The organism is Streptomyces aurantiacus, assembly GCF_001418335.1.
In the GTDB taxonomy this organism is placed as follows: Bacteria; Actinomycetota; Actinomycetes; order Streptomycetales; family Streptomycetaceae; genus Streptomyces; species Streptomyces aurantiacus.
Genome location: NZ_LIPP01000115.1, coordinates 26,097 through 52,862 on the forward strand (window position 1 = coordinate 26,097; position 26,766 = coordinate 52,862).

Consider the following 26,766-nt stretch of genomic DNA (forward strand, 5'->3'; position numbering starts at 1 on the left):
TGACCGACGGCCGTCGTGGGCTGGTCGCGCAGTTCCCCGCGCCCCTGAAAGGGCACCTCTGAGGGGCGCCGGATCAGTTGCGGGGGTAGTTCTGGTCGTACGGGTACTGCTGCTGGTCGTCTTGGTACTGCTGGGGGTACTGGGGTGCGTAGGGCTCGTTCTGCTGGTGGCCGTAGTTCTGGTCCGAGCCGTACGGCTGCTGCTGGTAGTAGTCCTGGCCCTGGTCGCCGTAGCCGTACTGCTGTCCCTGGTTGCCGTACTGGTCGTACTGGTCGTACTGGTCGCCGTAGCCCTGGTCCTGGCCGTGGCCGTGGCTGTTCTGGTGGGCCCCCGGGATCTGGCGGAGCTGGGTCGTCCTGTCGTCCATGGCGGGGCCCGCCGGAGGAACGTGGGCGCCGTGCGGCTCGGGCTGCGCCGGCTGCGGGTTCTTCTTGGACTTACCGCGGGCCCGCAGGAACTCGATGATGATCGGGACCACCGAGAGGAACACGATCAGGAGCAGGATCGGCTCGATGTTCGTGTGGACGAACTCGATGCTGCCGAGCCAGGAGCCGAGCAGCGTGACACCGGCGCCCCAGAGGACGCCGCCGATCACGTTGAAGATCAGGAACGAGCGGTACTTCATGCCGCTGACGCCGGCGATGATCGGCGTGAACGTACGCACGATGGGCACGAAACGGGCCAGCACCAGGGACTTCGGGCCGTACTTCTCGAAGAACTCGTGCGCCTTGACGACGTTCTCCTGCTTGAAGAGGCGGGAGTCCGGTCGGGTGAAGAGCGACGGGCCGACCTTCTTGCCGAACATGTAGCCCGCCTGGTCACCGAGGATCGCGGCGAGGCAGATCAGGGCGACGGCACCCCACAGCGGGAAGTCCAGGGTGTTGGCGGTGATCAGCATGCCCGCCGTGAACAGCAGCGAGTCACCCGGCAGGAAGAAGCCGATGAGCAGGCCCGACTCGGCGAAGACGATCAGGAGCAGGCCCCAGATACCGAACGAGTCGAGCAGGTAGTCCGGATCCAACCAGCTTGGGCCGAGGGCAAGCGTCGTCACGATTCCGGGCTCCTGAGGCTGGTGTCTGAGGCTGATGGCTGGGGGTGGTGACTGAGGGTGGTGATTGGGGTGGTGACTGGGGGTGGCGGATTCAGCGGTGGGCTGAGGTGTGGCCGACCAAAGTTATCAACGTGCCACGACGTGGCCAGGTTCCACCGGCTCCTACAGGATGCACTGTGCCTCGACTGGGACAAAGCTGTGGGCCATGGTGTGGGCCATGGGGACCCCGCCCCTGACCCGACCCCGAGGACCGGAGGCACCGTGCCGCTCCACAAAGGCCCCGCGAAGTCCGACGACGATGCCGATGAGCGTCCCTCGACCGTCAATCCCTTCTACGGGGAGGCGAATCCGGTCGGCGGCATGACCGAGGCCCCGCCCCAGCACCGGCTGCCCGACGGGCCGCTGGCGCCCTCCACCGCGTATCAGCTGGTGCACGACGAGCTGATGCTGGACGGGAACTCCCGCCTCAACCTCGCGACCTTCGTCACCACCTGGATGGAACCCCAGGCCGACGTACTGCTCGGCGAGTGCCGGGACAAGAACATGATCGACAAGGACGAGTATCCGCGCACGGCGGAGCTGGAGCGCAGGTGCGTGGCGATGCTCGCCGACTTGTGGAACGCGCCGGACCCGGCCGCCGCCGTCGGCTGTTCGACCACGGGATCCAGCGAGGCGTGCATGCTCGCGGGCATGGCCCTCAAGCGCCGCTGGACCAAGCGGAACGCGGACCGGTATCCGGGTCGGGGGGCCCGCCCGAATCTCGTCATGGGTGTCAACGTGCAGGTCTGCTGGGACAAGTTCTGCAACTTCTGGGAGGTCGAGGCCCGCCAGGTACCCATGGAGGGCGACCGCTTCCACCTCGACCCGGGGGCCGCCGCCGAGCTCTGCGACGAGAACACCATCGGTGTCGTCGGCGTCCTCGGCTCCACGTTCGACGGGTCGTACGAGCCGATCGCCGAACTCTGCGCCGCGCTGGACGAGTTGCAGGCGCGCACGGGCCTGGACATCCCCGTCCACGTGGACGGCGCGTCCGGCGCGATGGTCGCCCCCTTCGTCGACGAGGACCTGGTCTGGGACTTCCGGCTGCCGCGCGTCGCCTCCATCAACACCTCGGGACACAAGTACGGGCTGGTCTACCCGGGCGTCGGCTGGGCGCTGTGGCGCTCGGCGGCCGAGCTGCCGGACGAGCTGGTCTTCCGGGTGAACTACCTGGGCGGCGACATGCCGACCTTCGCGCTGAACTTCTCGCGCCCCGGAGCCCAGGTCGTGGCGCAGTACTACACGTTCCTTCGGCTGGGCCGCGAGGGCTACCGGGCCGTCCAGCAGACGACGCGGGACGTCGCCCGGGGGCTCGCCGAACGGATCGAGGCGTTCGAGGACTTCCGGCTCCTCACGCGGGGCGACCAGTTGCCGGTGTTCGCCTTCACCACCGCTCCGGGCGTCACGGCGTTCGACGTCTTCGACGTGTCCCGGCGGATGAGGGAGCGGGGCTGGCTGCTGCCCGCGTACACCTTCCCGGCCAACCGCGAGGACCTGTCCGTACTCCGGGTGGTGTGCCGCAACGGCTTCTCGTCCGACCTCGCCCAGCTGTTCACCGAGGACCTGGCACGGCTGCTGCCGGAACTACGCCGGCAGTCGCAGCCGCTGACGCGGGACAAGGGGGCGGCTACCGGGTTCCATCACTGAGGCGGTTCCCTCACCGAGGCGGTTCCCTCGCTGAGGGAAGGACGACTGTCGGGCGGGGAACTCCTCAGTCGTGGTCAGTTGTCGTCAGTTGTCGTCCCGGACGTAGACGGTGACTCGCGCTCCGTTGACATGGGTTGTTCCGTACTCGCGGAAGTGGCGTCGCAGGGTGTTCGTCTTCGCTTTCTCCTGCGGGGTGGTCAGCGTGTGCGCGCGCGCCGCGCGGACCGCGACGATCCGGTCGAACTCCAGCATGCGTGCCGCGATGTCCTGGGCGGGAAGCTCGACACCCGCAAGCGTGTTCGACGAAACGGGATCCTGTGCCAGGGCGAGATCCGTCAGAAGACGGGTGTCCTCGGGGTCGGCCGCGGTCAGGATCCGGTGCTGGCCGGAGAGATAGAGCAGCCCGTCGCCGGAACGGCCTTCCTTGCGTACGGCGGCGCCGATGGCGGTGGCGTCATTGGTCCGGCTCTCGGGCGTCCTCAGGGAGAGGCCCAGCGAGAGGCCCGGCGGGACGAGCGCGGCCAGTACGGCAACCGTCGCGATCCACGCGATGCGGGAAGACCGCTGCCGCCGGTGCAAGTGATCCATGCAGGCGCCCAGCAGCAAGGCGATCCCGATATTGCTGTAGAGCACATACCGGTCTACGAAAAGAGGCTTGACCAGTGAGGCGATCAGCAGCAGAAGGCCCGGTAGCACAATGATCGGCACGGCCAGCACGGAGAGCCGTACGGGTCCCCTCGCCTTCAGGGGCGTGAAGGCACACACCACGCCCACGGCCGCCACAGCCAGGACACCGGGAAGCCGCACCGGCCCGTCGATCCAGGACACCTGCCCCGACTGCCCCGCACTGCGGATCGCCAGCGGCAACAGCCCGGCCACCACGCCCGCCGCGGTCACACTCCACGCCTTCAGCACCGGTCGTGGAACACGGGAGACGGCCAGCGTGACGCCGTGCGCGACCAGGGCGAGGACCGCGAACTCGTGCAGCAGACAGGCCAGCAGCATGGTGGAGCCGTAGACCGCCCACCGCCACCGGGCGCGCTGCGGGACGCTGACGACGAGCGCATACGTGGCCCAGGCGACCAGGGCGCAGACCATGGCGTACGAGCGGCCTTCCTGCGTGTATTTCTGTACCTGGGGAAGGAGCGGAAACACCAGCCCGGCCAGCAGCCCGGCCCGGGGTCCCGCCAGGCGCAGCCCCAGAAGCCCGACTCCGCTCGCCGCCACGGACATCGCCAGCACGGACGGCAGCCGCAACGTCAGCAGCCCGCCGCCGAAGAGACCGAAGATCTCGTGCATCACGGCGTAGTAGAGGGCATGGACCAGATCGGCGTGCTGGGCGGTGCGCCATATCTGCGAAAGGTCGCGGTGCGCGAGCTCGTAGGTGACGGACTCGTCCCCCCACATGGTGTTCTTCCTGCGGATACCCCAGAGCCCTGAAGCGATGGTCAGCAACAGGGGCGCGATGACGACAACGGCTCCGGCCGGGCTCGGTGACGGCCGGCGGGCGGGTACGGAAACGGCAGGGGGAAGCGTCCTGGCCACAGCGGGGCCACGTTCAGCAACGGACATCGGCGGCAGGGCCTTTCAGCGGTGGCGAAGACGTGCCGCCAGCGTGCCCGGACCCCGTTGACCGGTTGCTGATCCAACCTGATCGGCCGGTCAGGAAAGCGGTTCTGCGCTGTGCGAGGCTGCACCGCATGCGCATCCTGGTGGTCGAAGACGAGGTGGACCTTGCCCGCACCCTGCACACCGGTCTGACCACCGAGGGCTACAGCGTCGACCTCGCCCATGACGGCCGGCAGGGACTGTGGATGGCCCGGACCGGCGAATACGCCCTCGTCGTACTGGACTTGATGCTGCCCGGGCTCAACGGCTACAAGGTGTGCGCCCAGTTGCGCCGGGAGGGCAACGCGACCCCCGTTCTGGTGCTCACCGCGAAGGACGGGGACTGGGACCAGGCGGAGGCCCTGGACACGGGGGCCGACGACTACCTGGCCAAACCCTTCTCGTACATGGTGCTCGTCGCACGGCTGCGGGCCCTGGTCAGACGAGCCGCCACGGTCGCCCCGCCCGTCCTGGCCGTGGGCGACCTCTCGTTGGACGTCGCCGGCCGGGTCTGCCGCCGGGCCGGGGCCCGGGTGGAACTCACACCCCGGGAGTTCGCCGTGCTTGAACTGCTGGCCCGCCGGGCGGGCCAGGCGGTCTCCAAAGCGGATCTGCTCTACCACGCATGGCCCGACGAAGCCCTGGATCCCAACCTCGTGGAGGCGCGCGTCAGCGCGCTGCGCAAGAAGGTGGACGTCGCATTCCACCGGCAGTCCCTGCAGACCGTACGGGGCACCGGCTACCGATTGGTGGACGACCGTGAACGCGACTGAGCCGCGACGCCGCTGGTGGCGTCGTACGTCGCCTCGTACCCGGCCTCGTACGTGGCTTCGTTCGGTACGAGCCCGCGCGGCCCTGGCCGCCGCCTCGACCGCCGCCGTCATCCTGGCCGGCATCGGCTGGTGGGTACACCACGACGTCTACCGCGAGAGCACAGGGATCGCCCAAGGGCAGACGGAGAGACAGTTCTTGGCTCTCGTCGATCAGCTGGAGAAGGGTGCGGTTCCCGCTCGCCGAAGCACCGTGCCGTATGAGATCGTCGCGACCGGCCGACGCGCCGCCGTCGCCTACGGCGGAGGCATGGAGGAGTTCGATCCCGGCACCCGCCATGTACTGCCCGCCCCACCGAAGGCCGAGTTGCCCGCCCCACCGGACGAGGGGCCGGACTGGGGCTATGCGACCCGTCCCGTGCGCCTGCCGGAGCGCCCCGACTCCGCACCCGGGGACCGGTTCGGCAAGGACGGCGGAACCTACCAGGTCATGTACGACGATGTCAGGGCCGATGAACTGAGCAGCGACACAGTCGCCGCTCTGGGTGTCGCCGCCGACGCTCAGCTGCGGGTCTATGTGGTGGTGCTCCCGCACGCAGCCGAGGACATCGCCGGGACCATCACCGAAGCCACCGACCGCCTGCTGCTGCAGGCCGGGCTCGTAGGCCTCGTACTGATCGCCGCCGTCGCCTACTTCGCCGTCCGCATCGCACTGCGGCCGGTCGAGGCCATCCGCGTCCTCACCGCCTCGGTCACCGCGAACGACCCCCGCGAACGCGTCACCGTCCCCGCCACCGGACACGAGATCACCGCCCTGGCCACCACCATCAACAGCACCCTCCAGCGCCTCGACGACGCCGCCGCCCAGCAGCGCCGCTTCGTCGCGGACGCCGCCCACGAACTCCGCAGCCCCCTCACCACACTGCTGGCCAGCCTGGAAGTCGCGCTCGCCTACCCGGAACGCACCGACTGGCCCGCCGCGGCCACCACCGCCGCACGACAGACCCGCCGCCTCCAGGCCCTCGCCGAAGACCTGCTGCTCCTCGCCCGCCTCGACACCCGAGCCCCCACAACCGGCCCCGAAACCGTCGACCTGACAGACCTGGCCTCCCGCCTGACCGAGCAATACCCCGTCACCGAACGACCGTTGACCCTCACCTGCGACAGCACCGCCCCCGCACCAGCCCCCGGAAACCCCGACGAATACGAACGACTGCTGCGCAACCTCATCGACAACGCCACCCGCCACGCCACACACCGCATCCAGATCACCGTCCGCAACCAGGACACCTGGGTCGTCCTCACCGTGCACGACGACGGACCGGGCGTACCCACCGCCGACGCAGAGCGCATCTTCGAACGCTTCGTCCGCCTCGACGACGCCCGCTCCCGCGACCAGGGAGGCACCGGCCTGGGCCTCGCCATCGCCCGCGACCTGGCCCACCGCCACCGAGGCACCCTCACCCTCACCCCCCGAACGCTCGGAGCATGCTTCGAGCTGCGCCTCCCACGAGCCCCCGCCCCGGCCGAGAAATGACACGCTCCACCGGCGTTGTCAGTCCCCGCCGTTACTGTTCGGCCATTCACGATCTTCAGGGAGGGTGGCTCGATGGGCGCCAGTGGATGGGACTACGTCACCGGGTACGACGGCGATGTGAAGGCGGCATTGGGAACTTTGCAGACCAAGGTGTTCCAGGAGGAGTACGGCGACGGTGCCCACTACTCAAGCCTGAAGGACCTGTACGCGGACTCGGAGTTCATGGGCACGGAAGGCACCCATACGATCCTCGACATCGACACGGTTGTGGCCACGGATGACCTGCCGACACAGTCCGGTGTTGCCGACTACGGCACCCTGCGTCCTCTGGCACTCGACCGCGTCGCGCACCACTTCGGCACCGACCGCCCGACGGTCGAGCAGTACGAAGAGCTCGCTGCCGCCGCCCGTGAGGCTGCGAACCATGAGGAACACGAACGAAGCCTCTTCGGCGAGTGCCAGATGCGGTGGACCGGCTGTTACGTCGTCCTCCACTTCGATGGCAGGCCGACTCATCTGGGAATTTTCGGATCCTCCGGAGACTAGGACTGGTCACCTGGAGTTGCCGATTGCATCCACAGTGTGACGTGTCGGGAGCTACGGTCGATGGAGGAGGGGCGTAGGCCCGCACGTCAGGACCACGGAGGGGTGCCAACGATGCCGCCACGGAAGCCGAACCCGAACCGGGGCAACCATCACGACGGGTCAGCACGGATGGTGCTGGCCACGGAGCTCGCGCGGTTGCGCGAGAAGGCGAGCTTCTCGCTCAGCGAACTCGCGGACAAGACCGCCTACGACCGCACGCATCTGTACAGACTGGAGACGGGGGAAAAGCTGGGCTCACCGGCAGTGATGGCAGCCCTTGATCAGACGTATGGGACAGGAAAACACCTGGCCGACCTCTGGGAGTTGGCCAGGGACGACGTCTTCCGCGACAAGTACAAGCGGTTCATGGAACTGGAGAAGCGCGCCAGCGTATGGCAGCAGTACGCGATCGGGGCGATTCCGGGCTTGTTGCAGACGGAGAGCTACGCACGAGAGATGCTGGGGTTCGTGTACGCGGAGGACGAGGACGAGCTGGAGGTGCAGCTCGCGGCGCGAATGGCGCGCCAGGAACGGCTGCACGGCGAGGGCCGCCTGAACGTCCGCGCCATCCTGGACGAGTCCGTCCTCCGTCGCCCGATGAAAGACGCCTCGGCCTGGCACCAGCAGCTACGACACCTGTTGCGGACGGCCGAATTCCCCAACGTCACGGTCCAAGTGTTGCCCTACTCGGCAGGCCTGCACCACCTGTTGGGCACATCACTCACAGTGCTGTGGTTTCCTGACGGCACATCCGTCGCGTACAACGAAACCAACATGACCGCCGAACTCTTCGAAGAACCGGCCGATGTCGAACGGCTGAAGCTGTCTTACGATCTGCTCCGGGACTCCGCCCTTCCTCCCCGGGAGTCCGTGGCGCTGATCCGAAACATCCTGGAGGCCGGCACATCATGCGAATCCCGCCCATCAACCTGAGCACCGCATCGTGGCGCAAGTCCAGCTACAGCAATTCCGAAGGAGGCGAGTGTGTAGAGATAGCCGACAGCCACTCCCCCCTCACCCCCGTCCGTGACAGCAAACGCCCCGAAGGCCCCGCCCTCCTCGTCGCCGCCCCCGCGTGGACGGCCTTCGTCGGTCATCTCAAGCACACCGCAGGCTGACCGCTCTCATACGCTGAGCCTGCGGAATCTGCGTACCGCCAGGGGGAAGAACACCGCCAGCAGTGCCAGCGGCCAGGCGACGGCCGCCCAGGTGTGGCCCGGCTCGGCGCCCGCCACGCCGAACAGGTCGCGTACGGCCGTGGCCGTCTGTGACAGCGGGTTCCATTCGACGACCGTGCCCAGCCAGGCCGGCATGGACTCGGGGGTCGCGATCGCGTTGGAGAGGAAGCCGACGGGCCAGACCAGGATCTGCACGGCCTGCACCATCTCCGGCTTGCCCGCCACCATCGCCAGCAGGATGCCGATCCACAGCATCGCGAATCGCAGCAGCAGAAGCAGGCCCATGGCGCCCATGAAGGCGCCGAAGCCTCCGTGCACGCGCCAGCCGAGCGCGTACCCGACCCCGATCAGCACGACCAGGCCGAGCGCCGACTGGAGCATGTCGGCGGCCGAACGGCCCACCAGGACCGCTCCGTCGGCCATCGGCATCGAGCGGAAGCGGTCGATCACCCCCTTGTTGAGGTCCTGGGTGACGGCCAGCATCGTGCCCTCCAGGCCGAAGGCCATGGTCAGCGCGAACATGCCGGGCACCAGGAAGTCGACGTAGTCCCCGTCGACGCCCCGGCCGCCGCCGATCAGGTAGCTGAACATCAGCAGCAGCATCACGGGGAAGACCAGACCGACCAGGACCTGGGCCGGCTGCCGTGCCCAGTGGGCGAGTTCGCGGCGGGTCATGGTCCAGGAATCACTCAGCGCGTACGTGGTCATACCGCCTCCTTCGCTGGTTCCGCTGGTTCCGCTGGTTCCGCTGGTTCCGCTGGTTCCGCTGGTTCGTCGTCCGCGGTGAGGCGCAGGAACACCTCGTCCAGCGTCGGCCGCCGCAGGGCCACGTCCTCCGCCTCCACCCCGGCCTCCTCCAGGGCCCGTACGACGCCGGCGAGCGCCTTCATGCGGTCGGTGACCGGGGCGCTCAGCAGACGCCGGTCGACGTCGACCGAGATCTCCGCCCTGGAGAGCGGCAACAAAGCCACCGCGGTGCCCAGTTGGCCGCCGTCCCGCAGGACCACGTCGATGCGGTCGCCGCCTGCCAGGGCCTTCAGTTCGTCCGCCGTGCCGTCCGCGACGACCCGCCCCCGGTCGACGAGCGAGATCCGGTGGGCGAGCTGGTCGGCCTCCTCCAGATACTGGGTGGTGAGCAGCACCGTCGTACCGCCGCCGACCAGGGAACGCACCGCCGCCCACACCTCGGCCCGGCCACGCGGGTCGAGGCCCGTGGTCGGCTCGTCCAGGAAGAGCACCTCCGGTTCGGTGATGAGCGAGGCGGCCAGGTCCAGGCGCCGCCGCATGCCGCCGCTGTACCGCTTCACCGCCTTGCGGCCCGTGTCCGCGAGGCCGAAACGCGCAAGAAGTTCGTCGGCCCGCACGCGCGCGTGCCGGGCGCCCAGGTGGTGGAGGCGCCCGAACATCTCCAGGTTCTGCCGTCCGCCGAGTTCCTCGTCGAGCGCCGCGTGCTGGCCGAGCAGGCCTATGCGGCGGCGCACCTCCCGGGCCTGGGTGACCACGTCGTGCCCGGCCACCTCCACGCGGCCCCCACCGGGCCGCAGCAGCGTGGACATGACCCGGACCAGGGTCGTCTTGCCCGCGCCGTTGGGGCCGAGCACCGCGTGCACCGTGCCGCGCCCGACCCGCAGGTCGAGCCCGTCCAGCGCGTACCTGGCTCCGTACCGCTTCCGAACGCCGTCGACGACGATCGCGTCGGTCATCAGGCTCCCCTCGCCCGCTGTAATCAAACTTGACTACCTGCTTGTCAGTGAAGGGTAGATCCATCGGACTGTCTAGTCAAACTTGATTATCTTGATTATCGAGCGTCTTCCGGATGCGTCTCCCCCGTGCCGTACGGGTTCTCCTCGCCCTCCGCGAGCACCCCCACGAACGGCTCGCCCTCGCCCGCGAAGGTGTACGCGCCGCCCTTGATGCGCTGGATCAGGCCGCGGGTCCACTGGGCGCCGCTGTCGGCGGAGTGGACCCAGAAGTTCATGATCTCGCCGATGTGGCCGAGCTGCTCGGGGCCGTCCTCCGGCACGTAGTGCTCGGTGACGGCCGTGCGCCACTCCTCGATGACACGCACCCGCTCCTCCAGGAGTTCGAGCGCCTCCTCGCGGTCGAGGTCCACCACGAAGCCGAGCGCCGCCGAGAGGATGTCCGGCTTCTGGTCGTACGAGGTCAGGGACTCTCGCAGGAGTGTGAAGTACTCCTGGGTGCCCGTCTCCGTGATCTCGTACTCCGTGCGCGGCGGGCCGCCGGCCGTGGAGGGCGCGATCTCGTGGGCGATCAGCATGCCCTGCTTCGCCATCTGCTTGAGCGCGTGGTAGATCGAGCCCGGCTTGGCGTTGGACCACTCGTGCGCGCCCCAGTACTCCAGGTCGTTGCGCACTTGGTAGCCGTGGGCCCGGCCGTGCTGACGTACGGCACCCAGGACGAGAAGGCGGATCGCTGACATGTTGTCAAGCCTAGGACCCGCCTGCCCGCCCCGGGCACCAGCCCCGCCCGGACCCCCGAACAGGGCCCGGAACGGGGCGCGGGCTCAGAACGGGGCGCGGGCTCAGAACGGGAAGAAGCTGCGGCCGTGCTGTACCGAGATCCACTTCTGGGTGGTGAACGCCTCGACCGTCGCCTCGCCGTTCAGGCGGCCGAGGCCCGAGGACTTCTCGCCGCCGAAGGCGACCAGCGGCTCGTCGTGCACGGTGCCGTCGTTCACGTGGAACATGCCCGTGTCGATCCGCTTGGCGAAGGAGACACCGCGCTCGACGTCGGCGGTGTGCACGGCGCCGCTCAGTCCGTACGGGGTGTCGTTGACGAGCCGGACGGCCTCCTCCTCGCCGTCGAACGGGACGAGGAGCGCGACGGGGCCGAAGATCTCCTGCCGGAGGAGGGGGGAGTCGGCGGGCAGGCCGGTCAGGACCGTCGGCTCGACGAGGTTGTCGGTGGTGGTGCCGTGCACGAGGGCGGTCGCGCCCTCGGCGAGCGCCTGGTCCACCACACTCGTGAGGGCGTCCGCCTGCGAGGAGTTGATGACCGGGCCGATGACGGTCTCCGGGTCACGCGGATCTCCGGCCTTGAGGGACTTGACCTTGGCGACGAACTTCTCGGTGAACTCCGCCTCGACCGAACGGTCCACGAGGACGCGGTTCGCGGCCATGCAGACCTGCCCCTGGTGCACGAACCGGCTGAAGACGGCCGCGTCCACGGCGTAGTCGACGTCCGCGTCGTCCAGGACCACCAGCGCGCTGTTGCCGCCCAGTTCGAGGACGGCGCGCTTGAACTGCGAGGCGCAGACGGTCGCGACATGGCGGCCGACCTTGTCGGAGCCGGTGAAGGAGATGACCTTCGGGACCGGGTGCTCGATGAACGCGTCGCCGATCTCCGCGATGTCGGTGATCACGACGTTGAGCAGACCGGGCGGCAGGCCCGCGTCCTCGAAGATCTTCGCGACCAGGGAACCGCCCACGATCGGGGTGTTCTGGTGCGGCTTGAGGACCACGCCGTTGCCCAGCGCCAGGGCGGGCGCCACGGACTTCAGCGACAGCAGGAACGGGAAGTTGAAGGGGCTGATCACACCGACGACGCCGACCGGGACGAGGTAGAGGCGGTTCTCCTTGCCGTCGCCCGGCGAGGGGATGATCTTGCCCTCGGGCCGCAGCGCGAGGTTGACCGACTCGCGCAGGAACTCCTTGGCGAGGTGCAGTTCGAAGCCGGCCTTCAGCCGGGTGCCGCCGAGCTCCGCGATGATCACCTCGGCGATCTCCTGCTCGCGCTCCTCGACGAGCCGCAGCGCCTTCTCGAACACGGCACGCCGCGCGTACGGGTTCGTCGCCGCCCATTCCTTCTGGGCGCGGGCGGCGGCCCGGTAGGCCTGATCCACCTCGTCGACCGTGGCTATCGTGATCGAGGCCAGCTTCTCACCGTCGTACGGATTGAAGTCGATGATGTCCCAGGAGCCGGTACCCGGTCGCCATCGGCCGTCGATGTACTGCTGAGCCAGGTCGGTGAAGTAGGACGACATGTGATCCCTCAATCCCTTGCCGCAGAAGGCAGCAGCCCGATCGTCTTCACGGTCTGATCACAAGTCATCGTACTGGCGTTTCAAGAGAGTTGGAGCAGTCCTCGGAGCAAGTCGCGGCTCTCGTCGGGGTCGGGACTGTCCTGCTGGAGCTCCTTCATCGCCTTCTCGTACTGGGTGACGTCCTCGCGCTTGTCCAGATACAGCGCACTGGTGAGCTGCTCCAGGTAGACCACGTCGGACAGATCGGACTCAGGGAAGCTGAGCACCGTGAACGCGCCGCTCTCGCCCGCGTGCCCGCCGAAGCTGAACGGCATGACCTGAAGCCGTACGTTGGGGCGCTGGGAGATGTCGATGAGGTGCTGCAGCTGGCCGCGCATCACGGCCCGGTCGCCGTACGGCCGCCGCAGCGCGGCCTCGTCGAGGACCACGTGGAACTCGGGCGTGCTCTCCGACACGAGGTACTTCTGGCGCTCCATGCGCAGGGCCACGCGCCGGTCGATGTCGGCGACGCTCCCGCCCTTCATCCCGCGGGCGACGACGGCGTGCGCGTACGCCTCGGTCTGCAGCAGGCCGTGCACGAACTGCACCTCGTACGACCGGATGAGCGAGGCGGCGCCCTCCAGGCCGACATAGGTCGGGAACCAGCTGGGCAGGATGTCCGAGTAACTGTGCCACCAGCCGGCGACGTTGGCCTCCTTGGCGAGCGACAGCAGTGACGTGCGCTCCACCTCGTCGGCGATCCCGTAGAGCGTCAGCAGATCCTCGACGTCCCTCGTCTTGAAGCTCACCCGGCCCAACTCCATACGGCTGATCTTCGATTCGGAGGCTCGGATCGAGTAACCGGCCTTCTCCCGGGTGATCCCACGCGATTCGCGCAGCCGCCTCAGGTGCGAGCCGAGCAGCATGCGCCGTACCACCGATCCCGACTCCTGCGTGCTCACGTTCGTCAGCCTCCCCAACCCGTCTTCAAGGGCCGCAGTCTGCCACTAAAACACTTCAAGCAGTACTCGTTCGGTTACAGAAACGGCAAGCTTTCAAGGGAGATGCGCAGGAAACGGCAAGGAGAAGACAAGCCAGACCCAGAAAAGTGGCGAAGAGATGGCGGAAAAAATGACCAAGAAGCGGCATGGGAAGGTCCATTTCGGGCACGTGCACGTGCATCTGCCCTTGCATCTGCTGAACGCATTCGGAACGATGGTCTCGCGCCACCGCTGCATCGCAACGACCGCGAACCCCGGGAGTGCCTCGCATGGGGACTAATGGATCGACCGTGCTTGAGCCGTTAAGGCAGGGGCTTCCGCCACTGGACCCCGCGGGCGTGTCCAACGCCGCCTCCTGCGCCCTCCCGCCCCGTTACGAAGCGGTGCGCGACGCGCGGCAGTTCACTCGTCGCACGCTGGACCAGTGGGACGTCGGCAACCGCTTCGACGATGTCTGTCTGGTGGTCTCGGAACTCGTCACCAACGCATTGCGGCACGCGCTGCCCGCGGACACCCCTCGCTCGGGCGACCAGGACGCGCCCGTGCGGCTGCACCTGATGCGGTGGACCGAGAGAGTCGTGTGCGCGGTGCGCGACCCCAGTCACGACAGCCCGGTCGCGGGCGACTCCGACGACATCTCGGCGGAGTCGGGACGCGGCCTGTTCCTGGTCGAGTCGTTCGCCGACGGCTGGGGGTGGCATCCGCTGGCCGGCACGCTCGACGGCAAGGTCGTCTGGGCGCTGTTCCGGCTGGGAGCCACCGCGTGACGGTCCGGCGACGGACCGCGACGCTTTTTTTCGTGCTGCGGTTCTACGCGCGTTACCGGCGCCCGGCGCACTCGCGTGCATGTGCGGCCAGGGTGGCGGCGAGATTCTCTCCCGCGGGCCCGGTGGGGGCTGGGCGCGCAGTTCCCCGCGCCCCTGAAAGACGTCGCCGTCAGCCCGCTATCAGGTGGTCGAACTCGCCGTCCTTGATGCCCAGCAGCATGGCCTCGATCTCCGCGCGCGTGTAGACGAGCGCCGGGCCGTCGGGGAAGCGGGAGTTGCGCACGGCCACCTCGCCGCCGGGCAGCCGGGCGAACTCCACGCAGGACCCCTGCGAGTTGCTGTGCCTGCTCTTCTGCCAGGCCGCCTCGTGCAGCTCCGTGGCAGCCATGCCGTTGTACACGTCGTGGTCCACAGGTCGCTCCCCGGTCGTGCATTGGCGTCTGTTGCTCGATGCCATTGATGCCATTGATGCAGTGGTCAACTGCTCCGGATCATAGCTGTCTTCACATGCAGACGCATGGGCATATGCACGTGCACGCGGGGTGGTGTGTTGGTTACACATTTGACGATCGCGAAGCCTGAATCGTTCCGCCGACACCCCCCGTCCATGAGAGAGACGCACACCGGGCCCTTCCTGTTCCAGAACGGCTCCGACCCGCCCGGTTCCTTCACCGGACGGGTCGGAGCTGTCGTGCACAGGGTGGCCGCCGGGACTACCGCGACGCGTAGGGCAGCAGGGCCATCTCACGGGCGTTCTTGATCGCACGGGCCGGCAGACGCTGCTGCTGCGCGGACACCCGGGTGACCCTGCGACTGCGAATCTTTCCGCGGTCGGAGAGCCAGAGGAGGGTCAGACCTCCAGGAGGGTGTCGAAGGCGGGCGGGAGCCGCTTCCAGGCGGTGCGTCCCGCTGCGTACTCCGTGTCGGTCAACAGGCAGGACTCCAGGAGGAGTTCGAGCCCGTCGCGGTCCAGGCCCGGCGAGGTGAAGACGAGGTGCTGGCAGCAGTCGCCGTGCTCGGGGTGCCAGTCGAGCGCGGCGGCGGCCCGGCGTACCGGCGGTACCAGATCCCAGGCCGCGTCGGGCAGGGACGCCATCCACGGCCCTGCGCTCTCCACGCACAGGGCGCCGCCTGCCGCGTCCCAGTGGAGCAGGGTGTCGGGCCGGTCCGCGAGCCAGAACCGGCCCCGGCTGCGCGCCGCCGCGCAGGTCAGACCCTCAAGCGCCGCGTATAGCCGCTCGGGGTGGAACGGCCGGCGCCGGTGCCATACGAGCGTGGAGACCCCGCACTCGTCCGCCTCGGCCGGCAACCGCGCGCAGGCCGGGTGCTGCGCCGCGGCGGCGGCCTCCACGTCGAACCCGGCGAACGCGGCGAGCGCGAGCGCGGAGGGGACGGCTCCGGGGGCGGCTTCGGGGGCGATGTCCGGGACGGTTTCGGGGACGGTTTCGGGGGCGGTTTCGGGGGCGGACTGATCTGCGGCTTCCGTGGCTGCGGGTTCCGCTGCCGCTTCCGTGGGGGCCGGGATCGGTACCCGGCGGGCGGTCGGGTGGAGTTGGGCCAGCAGGGCGTTGTCCTCTTCGTCGGCCTCCTCCGAGTAGGCGAGGGCCAGGACCGGGGCGTACTCCAACTGGCGGGCGAAGGTGTCGGCGATGGTGCGCCGGTCGCTCGCGGCAGCGGCGAGGCCCGCGTCGGCGAGGTCGTCGCCGTTGCCGAGGTACGGGAGCACCAGCGCGGGGTCGACCGCGGTGATGACACCGGTGAGGCGGAGTCCGGCGTCGGGTCCGGCGCTCGCGACCACCTCGGCCATCGCCTTGGGCTCGACCGAGTCCCAGAGTTCGACGATCGCGAGGCGGGTCACACCGTCCGCCGCGAGCCGTTCCAGCTCCGGGACCAGGTCCTCGCGCAGGGCGCAGCAGGCGCAGTCGTTGACCAGCGGCGCCTCACCGGCCGAGACGATGCCGGTGCGGTCGCGGACGGTGCGGACCACCGTGCCCGCCACGGCCGTCGCGAGGTCGTGGTGCAGCGCCACCGCACCCGGCACGTCGGCGAGCAGCCGCTCCACCGCCTGCCTGCGCGCGTCGGCGTGCAACCCGCCGACGACGGCGACGGACAGCATCAGCGTCCACCGCCCCGCTCGTCGGCGCGGCTGTTGCCCCGCTCGTCGGCACGCTTCTCGTCACGCCTGCCGAAGCGGCGTTCGAAGCGTTCCACTCGGCCGGCCGTGTCCAGTACGCGGGCCGTCCCCGTATAGAAGGGGTGGCTCACGTCCGAGATCTCGACGTCGACGACCGGGTACGTGTTGCCGTCCTCCCACTCGATCGTCTTCTCGCTCGTCATGGTCGAGCCGGTCAGGAAGGCGTGGTTCGCGGCCCGGTCCCGGAAGACGACAGGCCCGTACGCCGGGTGGATTCCCTCGCGCATGCCGCTCAGCGCTCCTCTCGGAAGTCGACGTGCCGACGTGCGACCGGGTCGTACTTGCGCAGAATCATCCGGTCGGGGTCGTTACGGCGGTTCTTGCGGGTGACGTAGGTGTAGCCGGTCCCGGCCATGGACCGGAGCTTGACGACCGGGCGTAGTTCGTTGCGTGCCATGTGGCTAGTATATGAAAACGAATCCCATTACCAATAACTCAGAGACAGAGAAGACAGAGAGGTACGTCACTCACCATGTCCGCGCACTGCATGCTGACCGGGACCCGGCCGGGCTTCGGCAACTCGATCTCCCACTCGCACCGGCGCACGTCGCGCCGCTTCGACCCCAACGTCCAGAGCAAGCGCTACTGGCTGCCGAGCGAGGGCCGTCACGTACGGCTGAAGCTGAGCACCAAGGGCATCAAGACGGTCGACGTCATCGGCGTCGAGGCCGCCGTGTCCCGCATCCGTGCCCGTGGGGTGAGGGTCTGATGGCCAAGAAGAGCAAGATCGCGAAGAACGAGAAGCGCCAGGAGATCGTCGCCCGGTACGCCGGACGTCGGGCCGAGCTCAAGGAGATCATCCGCAGGCCCTCCTCGACTGACGTCGAACGGAGCGACGCGCGGCGGGAGTTGGCGCGGCAGCCGCGTGACGCCAGTGCCACGCGCGTCCGCAACCGGGACAGCGTGGACGGGCGCCCGCGCGGGTATCTGCGGACGTTCGGGCTCTCCCGCGTGAACCTCCGGGAGCAGGCCCACAAGGGGTTCCTGCCGGGGGTCCGGAAGTCCTCCTGGTAACACTGTCCCCGCCGTAACGCTGTCCCCGTCTGCTGTCCCCGCCCGCTGTCGCCGTCCGCTGTCCCCTGTGTCTTGAAAGGGGCGGCTGATAGCTTGCTGCGGTCGTGCCGGTGGTATCGGCGTCACCGGCGGTACCCGGCGGGTACCGGCGACTCGTTCGGCCAGACCCTTGGGGGCTCCAGTGACTTCGGCGACCTTCTCGCGCGGGCGGGCGCGGATCACGGCCGCGGCGGCGGCGCTTACGGCCGCGCTCGTCCTGACGGCAGGCTGCAGCGGTGACGACGGCGGGGACGATGACGGGGGCGATGACGGGGGCGATGACGGGGGCGGTGACAAGGCCTCGTCCTCCGGGACGAGCCCCGCACCGACCGGGTCGGCGCACACCGGTGGCGGCTCCGGCGACAGCACGGCCGGGGCCGACAAGTTGGCGGGCAACTGGCTGACCACCAAGGACGGCAAGGCCGTGGCCCTGGTGATCACCGGCAAGGAGGCCGGGCTTTTCTCGACGAGCGGGTCCGTGTGCAGCGGTACCGCCGGTGACAGCTCGGGCATGCGGATGATCGAGCTGAAGTGCACCGACGGGAACAAGGACCGCGCCGAGGGCATGGTGGACTCCGTCGACTCCACCACCCTGAAGGTCACCTGGGAGGGCTTCGGCGAGGAGACGTACACGAGGTCCGAGGGCGAGGGTCTGCCGTCCGGGCTGCCTACGGCGAGTCTGGGTTCCTGACACGGTCGCCCTGACCTTCGCCCCCGCTGTCGCCCTCATCGTCGGGGCCGGTCCCACGGGCCGTCTTCGCAGCCGCCGTCCCGTCGAGCGTCATGGGCGGTACGGCGGTGTCGAGCGCCTCGGACAACTCGATGAGGGCATGGAGGACGAGGCGCGCCGCGTCCCGTACGAACGTGTCGTTGTCCGGAGCGACTTGGGCCGGGGCGACAGGGGTGGTCAAGATTTCCGGAGTTTCCGGAGTTTCCGGAGTTTCCGGGGCTTCCGGAGTTTCCGGGGCTTCCGGAGTTTCCGGGGCTTCCGGGGCTTCCGGGGCTTCCGGGGCTTCCGGGGCTTCTTCTGCCTTCTCCGCCTTCTCCGCTGTCCAGGCCTCCAGGGCCGCCCGTACCGCGTCCCATGTGGGGACCCGGCGTTCGCGGATCGCCTTGGCGCCCTGCTGGGTCGACTCGCGCAGGGCCTCGGCGAGGGCGGTCGCCGCCGGGACCGGGGTCGCGCCGCGTTCCGGGAGGTGGGCCTCCAGGAGCATGGCGACGCGGCCCAGTTGGGCGAGCGCGTCCTCGGCGTCGTCGGCGGCGGTCCGGGAGAGGCCGCGGTGGCGGACCGGTTCGGCGGTGGCGCGGGCCACGGCGGTGTGCCAGGACGCGCGGGCGGTGCGCGCGGTGAGCAGGGCCTCCCGGACGTCCGGGGCGTTCCTGAGCGCCGGGTCGGCGTAGGAGCCGAAGACCACGGCCGCGTAACGGCCCTGTTCGGCCAGCCAGTCCGCGAGGCGGGTGCGCAGGCGCGGGGTCTCCCACGCCGGGTAGACGGCGTACGCGAGCACCGCCAGCAGGCCGCCGAGCAGGGTGAGCAGGACGCGTTCGGGCACGGTCTGGGTCCACTGTTCGCCGCCCATGCCGAGCAGGAAGACGACGTACGCGGCGATGCAGCCCTGGGCCGCGAACTGGCCCGTACGCATCACCAGGTACATCAGCGCGGCGCTCGTCACGGCGAGGGCGCCGGAGAGGTACGTACCCGGGTCGGCCAGCCGCACCACGGCCGTGGCCACCGCCACGCCGACGACGGTGCCGCCGAGGCGGGCGACCGCTCGGCTGTACGTCTGTGAGAAGTCCGGGCGCATGACCATGACCGAGGCCAGCGGGGCCCAGTAGCCGTGGCCGAAGGGGAGCAGGGTGCCGACGGTGTAGCCGGCGGCGGCGACCGCGGACACGCGTGTGGCGTGACGGGCGACGGGGGAACCCTTGCGGAGTTCCTTGCGCATCGCCCTGAGCGCGGTGGGGGCCAGGGCGAGGAGGGTGGGGCGGCTGCGCGAACGGACCGGTTCCTCGCGGGCCTTGGGGGTGCTGCCGCCCGCCGTTTCCAGCACGTCCTGGAGGAGGGTGTTGAGGCGGGTCGCCGCGCGGTAGGGACGGCCGGTGAGGATGCTGCCGGTGGCCGGGGTGCGGAAGGTGGCAAGGGCCGCGGCCGGGACGGTCACGGGCTCGCCCCGGCGGATCGCGTGGGCCGCCGCGTCGAGGACGGCGCCGGCCGCGGCGAGCAGTTCACGGACGCGGGCACGGGCACGGCCCTCCGCCGGGACGCCCATCGCCGGGTCGGCGAGGGAGGCGAGTACCGGGCGGATGCGCTCGGCGACGCCACGGGCGCCGTGGAGTTCGGCGGGGCGGCGGCGGGCCTGGCGGGGTGTGACGGCGGCCGCGTTGCGGGCCTCCATCAGGGGCAGCGGGTCGAAGGACGCGACGGGGTCCTGGCGCAGGCGGCGCGCGTAGTCCGCCTCGGCGGCCAGGGCGTCGGCGAGCGCGTCACGGTGGGCACCCCAGCGTCGTACGGGAAACACCACGACGAGCGCGGCCTGGACGACACCGCCCACGATCATCATGGCGGCGTGGCCCGCGGCCTGGCCGACGGAGGTCGGCAGGGTGACCGTCACCAGCATGATCGCCACGTTCGAGGACGCGATCAGACCGATGGTCGGGCCCGCCGCCCAGCTCATGCCCGCCGCGAACGTCCACACCACCAGCAGCGCGAGGAACAGCGGCTCCTGGGACACCGTGAGGTAGCCGAGGAACGTGGACACGGCGAGGCTCGTACCGGAGGCGAGGGCCAGTTCGGGGCGGGGGCGCCAGCTGCGCTGGAACGTGGCGATCGCCGCCTGGAACGCGCCGAAGGCCGAACTCGCTGCGGCGGCGGGGCCGAAGGCCCACAGGCTGACCGCGATCACGATCGCGAGCCCGGCCGCCCCGCGCACCGCGACGAGGGGTTCGAGCCGCGTCTTCTCCACGGCGAGCCCGGAGCGCGCGGTGTCCTTAAGCGCTCGTCGCCAGCTCACGGCGCCAGCGTACGGGAGGACGCCGAGCGGGCGGAGTATCCGCGGCCCCGGCCAGGGACGAGTGAAGGTTCGACCGGCGGTGGAATCCTGGGGCACGGAACCGCATGATGATCTACGAGCACAGCCCAGCACAACGCAGCAGCAGATCGATTTCCCCTCGATCCAAAGGCCAGAGGAAACCCATGCGTACCCTGCCGATCGCCGTCACCGCCCTCGCGGCGACGCTCACCCTCACCCTGACCGCCTGCGGCGGCGATGACGACGGCAGCGGCGGTGACAAGAAGACCGGCGGCGAGAAGAAGACCAGTTCCTCGACCGCCTGCCCGGCCGACAAGCTCAGTCAGGAGGTCGTCGCCAGTGAGGCGCCGGCCGCGGGCGACACCGGGACCGTCTCCGTCACCCTCACCAACGGCTCCGGGGCCGACTGCACGCTGAAGGGCTTCCCCACCGTCGAGCTGAACGCCGGCACCACCAGCTGGGCCGTCGCTCCGGAGAAGTCGGCGGAGCCGGAGAAGCTGACCGTGAAGCAGGACGAGACGGCCGGCTTCACGATCACGTACGTACGAGGGCCCGCCGGCGACGCCGAGAAGGGCGCCGCCGCGACGACCGTCAAGTGCGAGCTGCCCGGGGCCGACGGCGAGCTGTCCTTCGCCTGGAAGTACGGCGAGGTGGCCCTGAAGAGCGCGAGCAAGCCGGACGCGTCGGTGACCCCGCTCCAGCGGACGGGCGACTGAGTCACGGCCGGCCGCGCCATTGGTCGGGCGGGCGGGTCTGCGGTGACCGGCTCACGGCCGGGTCAGCGGCGGTCGCGCCCTCACCTGGGCGCGGTCCGCCGCCGCGGCGCCCTCCTGCCAGCCGGCCGCGTCGGTCACCCCGCGCATCCGGGTCGTGACGGTGTCCGGGAACATGCGCTCCGTCTCGTCCGTGACCGCGACGTCGCGAGCCGCGAGGACCGGCAGCAACTCCCCTTCCGCCGTGCCCAACTCGCCCTCTGTCGCGAACACCTGCCCGTCGGCCGCGTCGGCCAGCCGGTCGCCGATGCGGTGCGCGTACGCGGCGAGGAAGGACTGCCGGAAGGACTTCGTACGCTTCCTGCCGCCCGCGCGCTGGGCCGCCTCCGCCTTCGTCATCGCGGCGGTGGCCTGCACGAGGAGCGAGGTGTAGAGGAGTTCGACCGCCTCCAGGTCGGCCTCGAAACCGACGACGGTGGAGAAGCCGAGGGCCTCGTTCCACACCGCGCGGCAGCGGTTGGCCCCGGCCACCGCGTCGAGGAGGACCGCCTTCGCGGTCTCGTACGGCGGGTCGACGCCGATGCGGCAGGCACCGGGCGCGTCCTTGGCGTGCGTGCGCGCCGCGAGCAGCGCCTCGTCGATGCTGTGCCGCGCCATCAGCTCCTGCGCCTTGGCGCTCAACGCCTCCGCCTCCTCCGGGAACCCGGTCGCCTCCGCCTTGGCGAGGAGCGCGCGGATACGGGTGAGCATGCGGGTGTCCCGTGGGGCGGCGGTGCCCCCGGACGCGCGGGGCGGGTGGGGTACGTGCTCGTCCAGTGGCTCCAGGGAGGGCAGGCGGAGCAGCAGGCGGTAGAGCTCCAGGGTGGCGGTCGCGTACGAGAAACGGTCCGTGCGGGGTGTTCCCGCCCCGGCGTCCGGCTCGGTCGGCTTGTCGAGCTTGTTGAACTTGCCGAACTTGTCGATCTCTTCCAGCTGCGCCGTCCAGCGCGGGCTTCGGGGCGTACGGTCCCGGGGTGCGCGGTCCCGGGACGCCTGGTCGCGGCCGGCCTCGGCGAGGACCAGCTCCGCCACGAGGCGCTCGTGCACGTCGCCCAGCTCGCGCCGCACGATCCGTACGACGTCGGCGGGCTGCCAGCCGCGCCGCCAGGCCGCCGCGACGAACTCCTCGCCACGGCGGGCGAGTTCGGCGTCGGAGGCGGGGTCGGCGGCGAGCAGGGAGGCGCCGGTGTCGAGGGCCGCGTCGGAGTCGGCGTAGAGGGCGGCCCCGAAGGCGCGCTCCACCGTGGTGGACGTACTACTCATCCCTCGATCGTGTCACGGGTCCATCGGGTCATCGGCCGGGCTGTCATCCGCGAAGAGACTGTCAACCCGAGGTTGACACCCTCCTGCCGTCAACCTACGGTTGACACATGACCACGAACCCACGAACCACCACCTCCGTACGCCTCGACGACCTCATCGAGGCCATCAAGAAGGTCCACGAGGACGCCCTCGACCAGCTCCAGGACGCGGTGATCGCCGCGGACCACCTCGGCGACGTGGCCGACCACCTGATCGGGCACTTCGTGGACCAGGCGCGGCGTTCGGGCGCGTCCTGGACAGACATCGGCAGGAGCATGGGGGTCACCCGGCAGGCGGCCCAGAAGCGGTTCGTACCGAAGGCCGAGTCGGACCTCGACCCCAGCCAGGGCTTCAGCCGGTACACACCGCGGGCCAGGAACGTGGTGATCACCTCCCAGAACGAGGCCAAGACCGCGGGCAACGACCAGATCCGCACCGAGCACCTGATCCTCGGCCTGATCGCCGATCCGGACGGCCTCGGGGCGAAGGCGGTCACCGCGCAGGGCGTCACCCTGGACGCCGTGCGCGAGGCCGCGACCGCCGCCCTGCCGCCGCGCGCCGAGGACGTACCCGCACTCATCCCCTTCGACAGCAACGCCAAGAAATCCCTCGAACTCACCTTCCGCGAGGCCCTCCGGCTCGGCCACAACTACATCGGCACGGAGCACATCCTGCTCGCGCTGCTGGAGCACGAGGCCGGCGCGGGCCTCCTCAGCGGGCTCGGCGTCGACAAGGCGGCGGCCGAGGCGAACATCGAGAAGGCGCTGGAGAAGGTGAAGAAGTCCGTCCAGGAGGACTGACCGGGGCTGATGTCAGACCCTCCTGCGAGACTCGCGTCATGACCGACCGGTGGGCTCTCGCGCCGGCCGAGGACGGTGGCGCCGAGCTCGCCCCCCTCGGCCCCGACGGGCTGCCCGCCGGACCGCTCCTGCGGGAGCCGGACCTCGCCGAGTCCGTACGCTCCCGGCCGGACGTCACCCGCTGGGTGTGGCGGGCGACGGCCGAGGTCTACCCACGGCTGCGCGCCGAAGGTGTCCGCGTGGAGCGGTGTTACGACCTGGAGGCCGCCGAGACCCTCCTGCTCGGCCACGAGGGGCGGCTCGGCGAGCCTCGTTCGGCCGCCGCCGCCCTGGCGAGGCTGCGCGGCGGCCCCGTACCGCCCGACCCTCCGCAGCGATCGGCCGAGCCCGGCTCGCAGTCCTCCCTCTTCGAGCCGCGCCCCGGCCCCGGCAGCCATGTGTCGCTGGCCCAGCTCATCGAGGTGTACGGGGAACAGCAGCGAAGACACGACGCGACCGCGCGCCCCGAGCGGATGCGGCTGCTCACTGCCTCCGAGTCGGCGGGCATGCTCGTGGCCACGGAGATGAACGAGGCGGGGCTGCCGTGGAGCGCGGACGTGCACCGCGAGGTGCTGCACGAACTGCTCGGCGAGCGGTACGCGGGCGGCGGCGAGCCACGAAGGCTGGCCGAGCTGACGGAGGAGGTGTCGGCCGCGTTCGGACGCCGGGTCCGGCCCGATCTGCCCGCGGATGTCGTCAAGGCCTTCGCGCAGGCCGGGATCAAGGTGAAGTCCACGCGCCGCTGGGAGATCGAGACCATCGACCACCCGGCGGTCAAGCCGCTGGTCGAGTACAAGAAGCTGTACCGGATCTGGGTCGCCCATGGCTGGTCGTGGCTCCAGGACTGGGTGCGGGACGGGCGGTTCAGACCGGAGTACCAGGCGGGCGGCACCGTCACCGGCCGCTGGGTGACCAACGGCGGCGGCGCGCTGCAGATCCCCAAGGTCATTCGCCGGGCGGCGGTCGCCGATCCCGGCTGGCGGCTCGTCGTGGCGGACGCCGACCAGATGGAGCCACGCGTCCTGGCCGCGATCTCCCGCGACCCCGGCCTGATGGAGGTGGCAGGGCGGGAGAGCGACCTCTACCAGTCCGTTTCCGACCGCGCCTTCTCCGGCGACCGCTCGCAGGCGAAACTCGCCGTCCTCGGCGCGATCTACGGCCAGACGTCCGGTGACGGCCTCAAGAACCTCGCGCTGCTGCGCCGCCGCTTCCCCAAGGCCGTGGCGTACGTGGACGACGCGGCGCGGGCGGGCGAGGAGGGCCGGCTCGTACGGACCTGGCTGGGCCGCACCTGCCCACCCGCGGCGGGGTCCGACTCCTCGGGGGAGGAGGCGGGGATTCCGGACAGTGAGCAGGCCGGGGACCGGGGAGGGGGTCAGGGTGAAGGTCGGGGAGGAGGTCGGGGCGAGGGGGCGGCCGAGCCCGGCGACGGCCAGGACTGGGTGCCCGGGTACGCGTCCAGCAACTCCCGCGCCCGGGGCCGCTTCGCCCGTAACTTCGTGGTGCAGGGCAGCGCCGCCGACTGGACCCTTCTCGTACTCGCCGGGCTCCGGCGCGCCTGCCGGGACATGGCGGCCGAGCTGGTCTTCTTCCAGCACGACGAGGTGATGGTGCACTGCCCGGCGGAGGAGGCCGACGCGGTGGTCGAGGCGATCAGGGAGGCGGCGGAGCAGGCGGGACGGCTGACGTTCGGCGAAACGCCGGTGCGGTTCCCGTTCACGACGGCGGTGGTGCGGTGCTACGCGGACGCGAAGTGATCTCCCGCAGCCGCCCCCGTGCGCGCAGCCGCCCCGTGCGACGTTCCGTGCGACGTTCCGGCCGCCGGGACAGCCGAGGTTCTCCATACGCCGAGGTTCTCCATGCCGTCCCGCTCATTGCCTCCGGGGGCCCGACGGCGGGTAGCGTGTCCATGACCCGCTTGGAGGACCGATAGAGGGCCGACAGAGGACCGAGGGAAAGGGGCCCACGACATGACCGTATCCGTCTCCCTCATGCTGATGGCGGCCGTCGCCCTGACCGTCGCCGTCGCGGCTCCCCGCGTCCTGACCCGCGCCTCCTGGCCCGAGCGGGAACCCGTGCTCGCGCTGTGGGTGTGGCAGTGCCTGGTCGCCACGGTCCTGCTGTGCTGTCTGGCCTCGCTCCTGCTGAGCGCCTCCGCCGTCTTCCACACCGTGCGCGCCCACGTCTTCGCGCCCGCGCCGGCCTCCGTCACCGCGGCGTACGACCTGGCCGCCGCCCCGCCCTGGACCACCGCGCTGACGCTGTTGCTGGCCGGCGGCGCCGCCTGGACCACGGCCATGCTCGCCCGTGAGGTCGTGGAGGCCCGCAGGCGCAGCCGTCTGCGCCGGGAGCACCTGCGCGAACGCGCCCCCGAGCTGCCGGCCGGCCTCCCGGCGTCCCGCGGCCCGCTCCTCGTGCTGGAGGACGAGTACCCGGACGCCTGGTGGATGCCCGGCAGCCCGCCACAGCTGGTCGTCACCACGGGTGCCCTGCACCGCCTCACCACGCACCAGCTGGACGCCATCCAGGCCCACGAACTCGGCCACGCGCGCGCCCGGCACGACTGGCTGCTGCACCTCTCGCAGGCGCTGGCCGGCGGGTTCCCCGGCATCCCGGTCTTCAGCCACTTCCGCGACCAGACCCACCGGCTCGTCGAGCTGTCCGCCGACGACACGGCATCGCGCCGCTGCGGCCACCTCACCACCGCGCTGGCCCTCATCGAGCTCAACCAGCACCGGGGCGTGCTCTCCTGCGCCACCCCCAGGCCCCTGCTCCACCAACGCGTGGAACGCCTCCTGGCCCCCCCGCCCCGCCTCACCCGGACCCACCGCCGAGGCACGACGACGGCCGCCGCCCTGGCCCCACTCGTCCCCCTGCTCATCGCCTTCGCCCCGGCCCTGGCGACCCTGGCGTCCTAGGAGTCGTCGCAGTTGGCGACGGCCTCCCCGTCGACGACCTCGCCGCTGACGACCTCGCCGCTGACGCAGGACACTCAGGACGCCTTCCAGGTGACGTGAACCTGGGATCGGTAGGCGCGGCGGCGCGCCTAGCGTCCACGCCGTCAGGACGTATTCGGCGGCACTGCCCGGTCGGCAGCGCGCGGTCGGTCGTCCGCAGCCAACGGTGCAGAGGAGAGTGCGTCATGGGAATCTTCCGCAGGCGTCGCCAAAGCCGCGAGGAGAAGACCGCGAAGATCGTCGACCAGGTGGCCGGCGGCAAGGGGTTCTACGGTCGGACCACGCGCGCGTTCATGGGCAGCGAGAACTTCGCCCAGGTCCAGCAGTCCATCGGCGCGTACAAGTCCGGTGGCCAGGTCCAGCAGTTGCTCGCCGCGGGGGCATCGACCGTCCCGGCGGTCGTCGTGTCGGTCGGCGACACGGGCAAGCTGGTCAACTTCGACCCGGTGGTGAACCTGGTGGTCCGGCCGGCCGG

Annotated in this window: 29 protein-coding genes; 15 read left to right on the forward strand and 14 right to left on the reverse strand. The window is 70.3% G+C overall.

Annotated elements, in window-relative coordinates; translation table 11 throughout:
- Nucleotides 1-73 precede the first annotated feature (73 nt).
- The gene (locus AOK01_RS16690) at nt 74-1,051 is read right to left on the reverse strand and encodes a DedA family protein (protein ID WP_055512348.1); all 978 of its coding nucleotides are present in this window, start codon (nt 1,049-1,051) and stop codon (nt 74-76) included.
- A 261-nt stretch (nt 1,052-1,312) separates the two neighbouring features.
- Here AOK01_RS16690 and gad point away from each other — a divergent pair, with 261 nt between their 5' ends.
- A complete protein-coding gene (gad, locus tag AOK01_RS16695; RefSeq protein WP_055512350.1) occupies nt 1,313-2,737 on the forward strand; it encodes a glutamate decarboxylase in 1,425 nt (474 codons plus the stop codon).
- Between the two features lie 84 nt (nt 2,738-2,821).
- Here the strand turns inward: gad and AOK01_RS16700 are convergent, their stop codons facing one another.
- Nucleotides 2,822-4,309: a glycosyltransferase family 39 protein gene (locus AOK01_RS16700; RefSeq protein ID WP_055512352.1), complete on the reverse strand. Its 1,488-nt coding sequence runs from the start codon at nt 4,307-4,309 to the stop codon at nt 2,822-2,824.
- 128 nt (nt 4,310-4,437) lie between these two features.
- Between AOK01_RS16700 and AOK01_RS16705 the strand changes: the two genes are divergently transcribed.
- The 5 genes from AOK01_RS16705 (at nt 4,438) to AOK01_RS41220 (ending at nt 8,355) form a co-directional block, all read left to right on the forward strand.
- The gene (locus AOK01_RS16705; RefSeq protein ID WP_055512354.1) at nt 4,438-5,118 is read left to right on the forward strand and encodes a response regulator transcription factor; all 681 of its coding nucleotides are present in this window, start codon (nt 4,438-4,440) and stop codon (nt 5,116-5,118) included.
- The gene (locus tag AOK01_RS16710; protein WP_055512356.1) at nt 5,105-6,652 is read left to right on the forward strand and encodes a sensor histidine kinase; all 1,548 of its coding nucleotides are present in this window, start codon (nt 5,105-5,107) and stop codon (nt 6,650-6,652) included. The genes AOK01_RS16705 and AOK01_RS16710 overlap by 14 nt, the downstream gene beginning before the upstream one ends.
- A gap of 72 nt (nt 6,653-6,724) precedes the next feature.
- Nucleotides 6,725-7,198 (forward strand): hypothetical protein, encoded by a 474-nt coding sequence (locus AOK01_RS16715; RefSeq protein ID WP_055512358.1) that lies wholly within the window; start codon nt 6,725-6,727, stop codon nt 7,196-7,198.
- A 168-nt stretch (nt 7,199-7,366) separates the two neighbouring features.
- Nucleotides 7,367-8,170 (forward strand): helix-turn-helix domain-containing protein, encoded by an 804-nt coding sequence (locus AOK01_RS16720; protein ID WP_063792812.1) that lies wholly within the window; start codon nt 7,367-7,369, stop codon nt 8,168-8,170.
- A complete protein-coding gene (locus tag AOK01_RS41220; protein WP_169800138.1) occupies nt 8,146-8,355 on the forward strand; it encodes a DUF397 domain-containing protein in 210 nt (69 codons plus the stop codon). Before AOK01_RS16720 ends, AOK01_RS41220 begins: the two co-directional genes overlap by 25 nt.
- Nucleotides 8,356-8,361: 6 nt before the next feature.
- Here AOK01_RS41220 and AOK01_RS16725 read toward each other — a convergent pair whose 3' ends face one another.
- From AOK01_RS16725 to AOK01_RS16745, 5 genes are all read right to left on the reverse strand, one after another.
- Nucleotides 8,362-9,123: an ABC transporter permease gene (locus AOK01_RS16725; protein ID WP_055512361.1), complete on the reverse strand. Its 762-nt coding sequence runs from the start codon at nt 9,121-9,123 to the stop codon at nt 8,362-8,364.
- A complete protein-coding gene (locus tag AOK01_RS16730) occupies nt 9,120-10,118 on the reverse strand; it encodes an ATP-binding cassette domain-containing protein (protein ID WP_055512363.1) in 999 nt (332 codons plus the stop codon). Before AOK01_RS16730 ends, AOK01_RS16725 begins: the two co-directional genes overlap by 4 nt.
- A gap of 95 nt (nt 10,119-10,213) precedes the next feature.
- Nucleotides 10,214-10,855, reverse strand: a complete 642-nt coding sequence (locus AOK01_RS16735) for a PadR family transcriptional regulator (RefSeq protein WP_055512365.1) — start codon at nt 10,853-10,855, stop codon at nt 10,214-10,216.
- Between the two features lie 102 nt (nt 10,856-10,957).
- Entirely contained in the window at nt 10,958-12,418 is a 1,461-nt protein-coding gene (locus AOK01_RS16740) for an aldehyde dehydrogenase family protein (protein ID WP_055512367.1), read from the reverse strand.
- A gap of 80 nt (nt 12,419-12,498) precedes the next feature.
- On the reverse strand, nt 12,499-13,323 hold the full coding sequence (locus tag AOK01_RS16745) for a helix-turn-helix domain-containing protein (RefSeq protein WP_055512400.1): 825 nt from the start codon (nt 13,321-13,323) through the stop codon (nt 12,499-12,501).
- Between the two features lie 344 nt (nt 13,324-13,667).
- Here AOK01_RS16745 and AOK01_RS16750 point away from each other — a divergent pair, with 344 nt between their 5' ends.
- Nucleotides 13,668-14,165 (forward strand): ATP-binding protein, encoded by a 498-nt coding sequence (locus tag AOK01_RS16750; RefSeq protein ID WP_055512369.1) that lies wholly within the window; start codon nt 13,668-13,670, stop codon nt 14,163-14,165.
- A 169-nt stretch (nt 14,166-14,334) separates the two neighbouring features.
- Here the strand turns inward: AOK01_RS16750 and AOK01_RS16755 are convergent, their stop codons facing one another.
- From AOK01_RS16755 to rpmG, 5 genes are all read right to left on the reverse strand, one after another.
- Nucleotides 14,335-14,577: a DUF397 domain-containing protein gene (locus tag AOK01_RS16755; protein ID WP_079103477.1), complete on the reverse strand. Its 243-nt coding sequence runs from the start codon at nt 14,575-14,577 to the stop codon at nt 14,335-14,337.
- Between the two features lie 301 nt (nt 14,578-14,878).
- On the reverse strand, nt 14,879-15,061 hold the full coding sequence (rpsR, locus tag AOK01_RS16760; RefSeq protein ID WP_245702283.1) for a 30S ribosomal protein S18: 183 nt from the start codon (nt 15,059-15,061) through the stop codon (nt 14,879-14,881).
- Nucleotides 15,016-16,281, reverse strand: a complete 1,266-nt coding sequence (locus tag AOK01_RS16765) for a GTP-binding protein (RefSeq protein ID WP_055512374.1) — start codon at nt 16,279-16,281, stop codon at nt 15,016-15,018. The genes rpsR and AOK01_RS16765 overlap by 46 nt, the downstream gene beginning before the upstream one ends.
- Nucleotides 16,281-16,586: a type B 50S ribosomal protein L31 gene (locus AOK01_RS16770; protein WP_055512375.1), complete on the reverse strand. Its 306-nt coding sequence runs from the start codon at nt 16,584-16,586 to the stop codon at nt 16,281-16,283. The genes AOK01_RS16765 and AOK01_RS16770 overlap by 1 nt, the downstream gene beginning before the upstream one ends.
- Nucleotides 16,587-16,591: 5 nt before the next feature.
- Nucleotides 16,592-16,756: a 50S ribosomal protein L33 gene (gene rpmG, locus AOK01_RS16775; RefSeq protein WP_055512377.1), complete on the reverse strand. Its 165-nt coding sequence runs from the start codon at nt 16,754-16,756 to the stop codon at nt 16,592-16,594.
- Nucleotides 16,757-16,831: 75 nt separating this feature from the next.
- On the opposite strand from rpmG, the gene rpmB reads away from it, so the two are divergent.
- From rpmB to AOK01_RS16790, 3 genes are all read left to right on the forward strand, one after another.
- Nucleotides 16,832-17,068: a 50S ribosomal protein L28 gene (gene rpmB, locus AOK01_RS16780; RefSeq protein ID WP_055512379.1), complete on the forward strand. Its 237-nt coding sequence runs from the start codon at nt 16,832-16,834 to the stop codon at nt 17,066-17,068.
- Nucleotides 17,068-17,373 (forward strand): 30S ribosomal protein S14, encoded by a 306-nt coding sequence (gene rpsN, locus AOK01_RS16785; RefSeq protein WP_055512381.1) that lies wholly within the window; start codon nt 17,068-17,070, stop codon nt 17,371-17,373. Before rpmB ends, rpsN begins: the two co-directional genes overlap by 1 nt.
- 181 nt (nt 17,374-17,554) lie before the next feature.
- A complete protein-coding gene (locus tag AOK01_RS16790) occupies nt 17,555-18,103 on the forward strand; it encodes a hypothetical protein (protein WP_055512382.1) in 549 nt (182 codons plus the stop codon).
- Here the strand turns inward: AOK01_RS16790 and AOK01_RS16795 are convergent.
- A complete protein-coding gene (locus AOK01_RS16795) occupies nt 18,081-20,423 on the reverse strand; it encodes an FUSC family protein (RefSeq protein ID WP_055512384.1) in 2,343 nt (780 codons plus the stop codon). The two genes, AOK01_RS16790 and AOK01_RS16795, sit on opposite strands and share 23 nt — an antisense overlap.
- A gap of 182 nt (nt 20,424-20,605) precedes the next feature.
- On the opposite strand from AOK01_RS16795, the gene AOK01_RS16800 reads away from it, so the two are divergent.
- On the forward strand, nt 20,606-21,157 hold the full coding sequence (locus tag AOK01_RS16800; RefSeq protein WP_055512386.1) for a DUF4232 domain-containing protein: 552 nt from the start codon (nt 20,606-20,608) through the stop codon (nt 21,155-21,157).
- A 51-nt stretch (nt 21,158-21,208) separates the two neighbouring features.
- Here AOK01_RS16800 and AOK01_RS16805 read toward each other — a convergent pair whose 3' ends face one another.
- Entirely contained in the window at nt 21,209-22,456 is a 1,248-nt protein-coding gene (locus AOK01_RS16805) for a DUF2786 domain-containing protein (RefSeq protein ID WP_055512388.1), read from the reverse strand.
- A 107-nt stretch (nt 22,457-22,563) separates the two neighbouring features.
- On the opposite strand from AOK01_RS16805, the gene AOK01_RS16810 reads away from it, so the two are divergent.
- The 4 genes from AOK01_RS16810 to AOK01_RS16825 form a co-directional block, all read left to right on the forward strand.
- Entirely contained in the window at nt 22,564-23,295 is a 732-nt protein-coding gene (locus AOK01_RS16810) for a Clp protease N-terminal domain-containing protein (protein WP_055512390.1), read from the forward strand.
- Between the two features lie 38 nt (nt 23,296-23,333).
- The gene (locus AOK01_RS16815) at nt 23,334-25,091 is read left to right on the forward strand and encodes a bifunctional 3'-5' exonuclease/DNA polymerase (protein ID WP_055512391.1); all 1,758 of its coding nucleotides are present in this window, start codon (nt 23,334-23,336) and stop codon (nt 25,089-25,091) included.
- Nucleotides 25,092-25,304: 213 nt separating this feature from the next.
- Nucleotides 25,305-26,252, forward strand: a complete 948-nt coding sequence (locus AOK01_RS16820; protein ID WP_055512394.1) for a M56 family metallopeptidase — start codon at nt 25,305-25,307, stop codon at nt 26,250-26,252.
- A gap of 224 nt (nt 26,253-26,476) precedes the next feature.
- Nucleotides 26,477-26,766: hypothetical protein (locus tag AOK01_RS16825; RefSeq protein ID WP_055512395.1), on the forward strand; the 290-nt coding region annotated here is incomplete at its 3' end.

What these genes read in the sequence shown, in the direction of transcription:
- AOK01_RS16800 (WP_055512386.1), top strand. Translation starts at nt 20,606, where the DNA reads ATGCGTACCCTGCCGATCGCCGTCACCGCCCTCGCGGCGACGCTCACC.
- AOK01_RS16770 (WP_055512375.1), bottom strand. Translation starts at nt 16,586, where the DNA reads ATGCGCGAGGGAATCCACCCGGCGTACGGGCCTGTCGTCTTCCGGGAC.
- AOK01_RS16700 (WP_055512352.1), bottom strand. Translation starts at nt 4,309, where the DNA reads ATGTCCGTTGCTGAACGTGGCCCCGCTGTGGCCAGGACGCTTCCCCCT.
- AOK01_RS16735 (WP_055512365.1), bottom strand. Translation starts at nt 10,855, where the DNA reads ATGTCAGCGATCCGCCTTCTCGTCCTGGGTGCCGTACGTCAGCACGGC.
- rpmG (WP_055512377.1), bottom strand. Translation starts at nt 16,756, where the DNA reads ATGGCACGCAACGAACTACGCCCGGTCGTCAAGCTCCGGTCCATGGCC.
- rpsN (WP_055512381.1), top strand. Translation starts at nt 17,068, where the DNA reads ATGGCCAAGAAGAGCAAGATCGCGAAGAACGAGAAGCGCCAGGAGATC.
- AOK01_RS16725 (WP_055512361.1), bottom strand. Translation starts at nt 9,123, where the DNA reads ATGACCACGTACGCGCTGAGTGATTCCTGGACCATGACCCGCCGCGAA.
- AOK01_RS16730 (WP_055512363.1), bottom strand. Translation starts at nt 10,118, where the DNA reads ATGACCGACGCGATCGTCGTCGACGGCGTTCGGAAGCGGTACGGAGCC.
- AOK01_RS16815 (WP_055512391.1), top strand. Translation starts at nt 23,334, where the DNA reads ATGACCGACCGGTGGGCTCTCGCGCCGGCCGAGGACGGTGGCGCCGAG.
- AOK01_RS16715 (WP_055512358.1), top strand. Translation starts at nt 6,725, where the DNA reads ATGGGCGCCAGTGGATGGGACTACGTCACCGGGTACGACGGCGATGTG.
- AOK01_RS16750 (WP_055512369.1), top strand. Translation starts at nt 13,668, where the DNA reads ATGGGGACTAATGGATCGACCGTGCTTGAGCCGTTAAGGCAGGGGCTT.
- AOK01_RS16720 (WP_063792812.1), top strand. Translation starts at nt 7,367, where the DNA reads ATGGTGCTGGCCACGGAGCTCGCGCGGTTGCGCGAGAAGGCGAGCTTC.
- AOK01_RS41220 (WP_169800138.1), top strand. Translation starts at nt 8,146, where the DNA reads ATGCGAATCCCGCCCATCAACCTGAGCACCGCATCGTGGCGCAAGTCC.
- AOK01_RS16765 (WP_055512374.1), bottom strand. Translation starts at nt 16,281, where the DNA reads ATGCTGTCCGTCGCCGTCGTCGGCGGGTTGCACGCCGACGCGCGCAGG.
- AOK01_RS16805 (WP_055512388.1), bottom strand. Translation starts at nt 22,456, where the DNA reads ATGAGTAGTACGTCCACCACGGTGGAGCGCGCCTTCGGGGCCGCCCTC.
- AOK01_RS16705 (WP_055512354.1), top strand. Translation starts at nt 4,438, where the DNA reads ATGCGCATCCTGGTGGTCGAAGACGAGGTGGACCTTGCCCGCACCCTG.
- AOK01_RS16740 (WP_055512367.1), bottom strand. Translation starts at nt 12,418, where the DNA reads ATGTCGTCCTACTTCACCGACCTGGCTCAGCAGTACATCGACGGCCGA.
- rpmB (WP_055512379.1), top strand. Translation starts at nt 16,832, where the DNA reads ATGTCCGCGCACTGCATGCTGACCGGGACCCGGCCGGGCTTCGGCAAC.
- AOK01_RS16810 (WP_055512390.1), top strand. Translation starts at nt 22,564, where the DNA reads ATGACCACGAACCCACGAACCACCACCTCCGTACGCCTCGACGACCTC.
- AOK01_RS16820 (WP_055512394.1), top strand. Translation starts at nt 25,305, where the DNA reads ATGACCGTATCCGTCTCCCTCATGCTGATGGCGGCCGTCGCCCTGACC.
- AOK01_RS16745 (WP_055512400.1), bottom strand. Translation starts at nt 13,323, where the DNA reads ATGCTGCTCGGCTCGCACCTGAGGCGGCTGCGCGAATCGCGTGGGATC.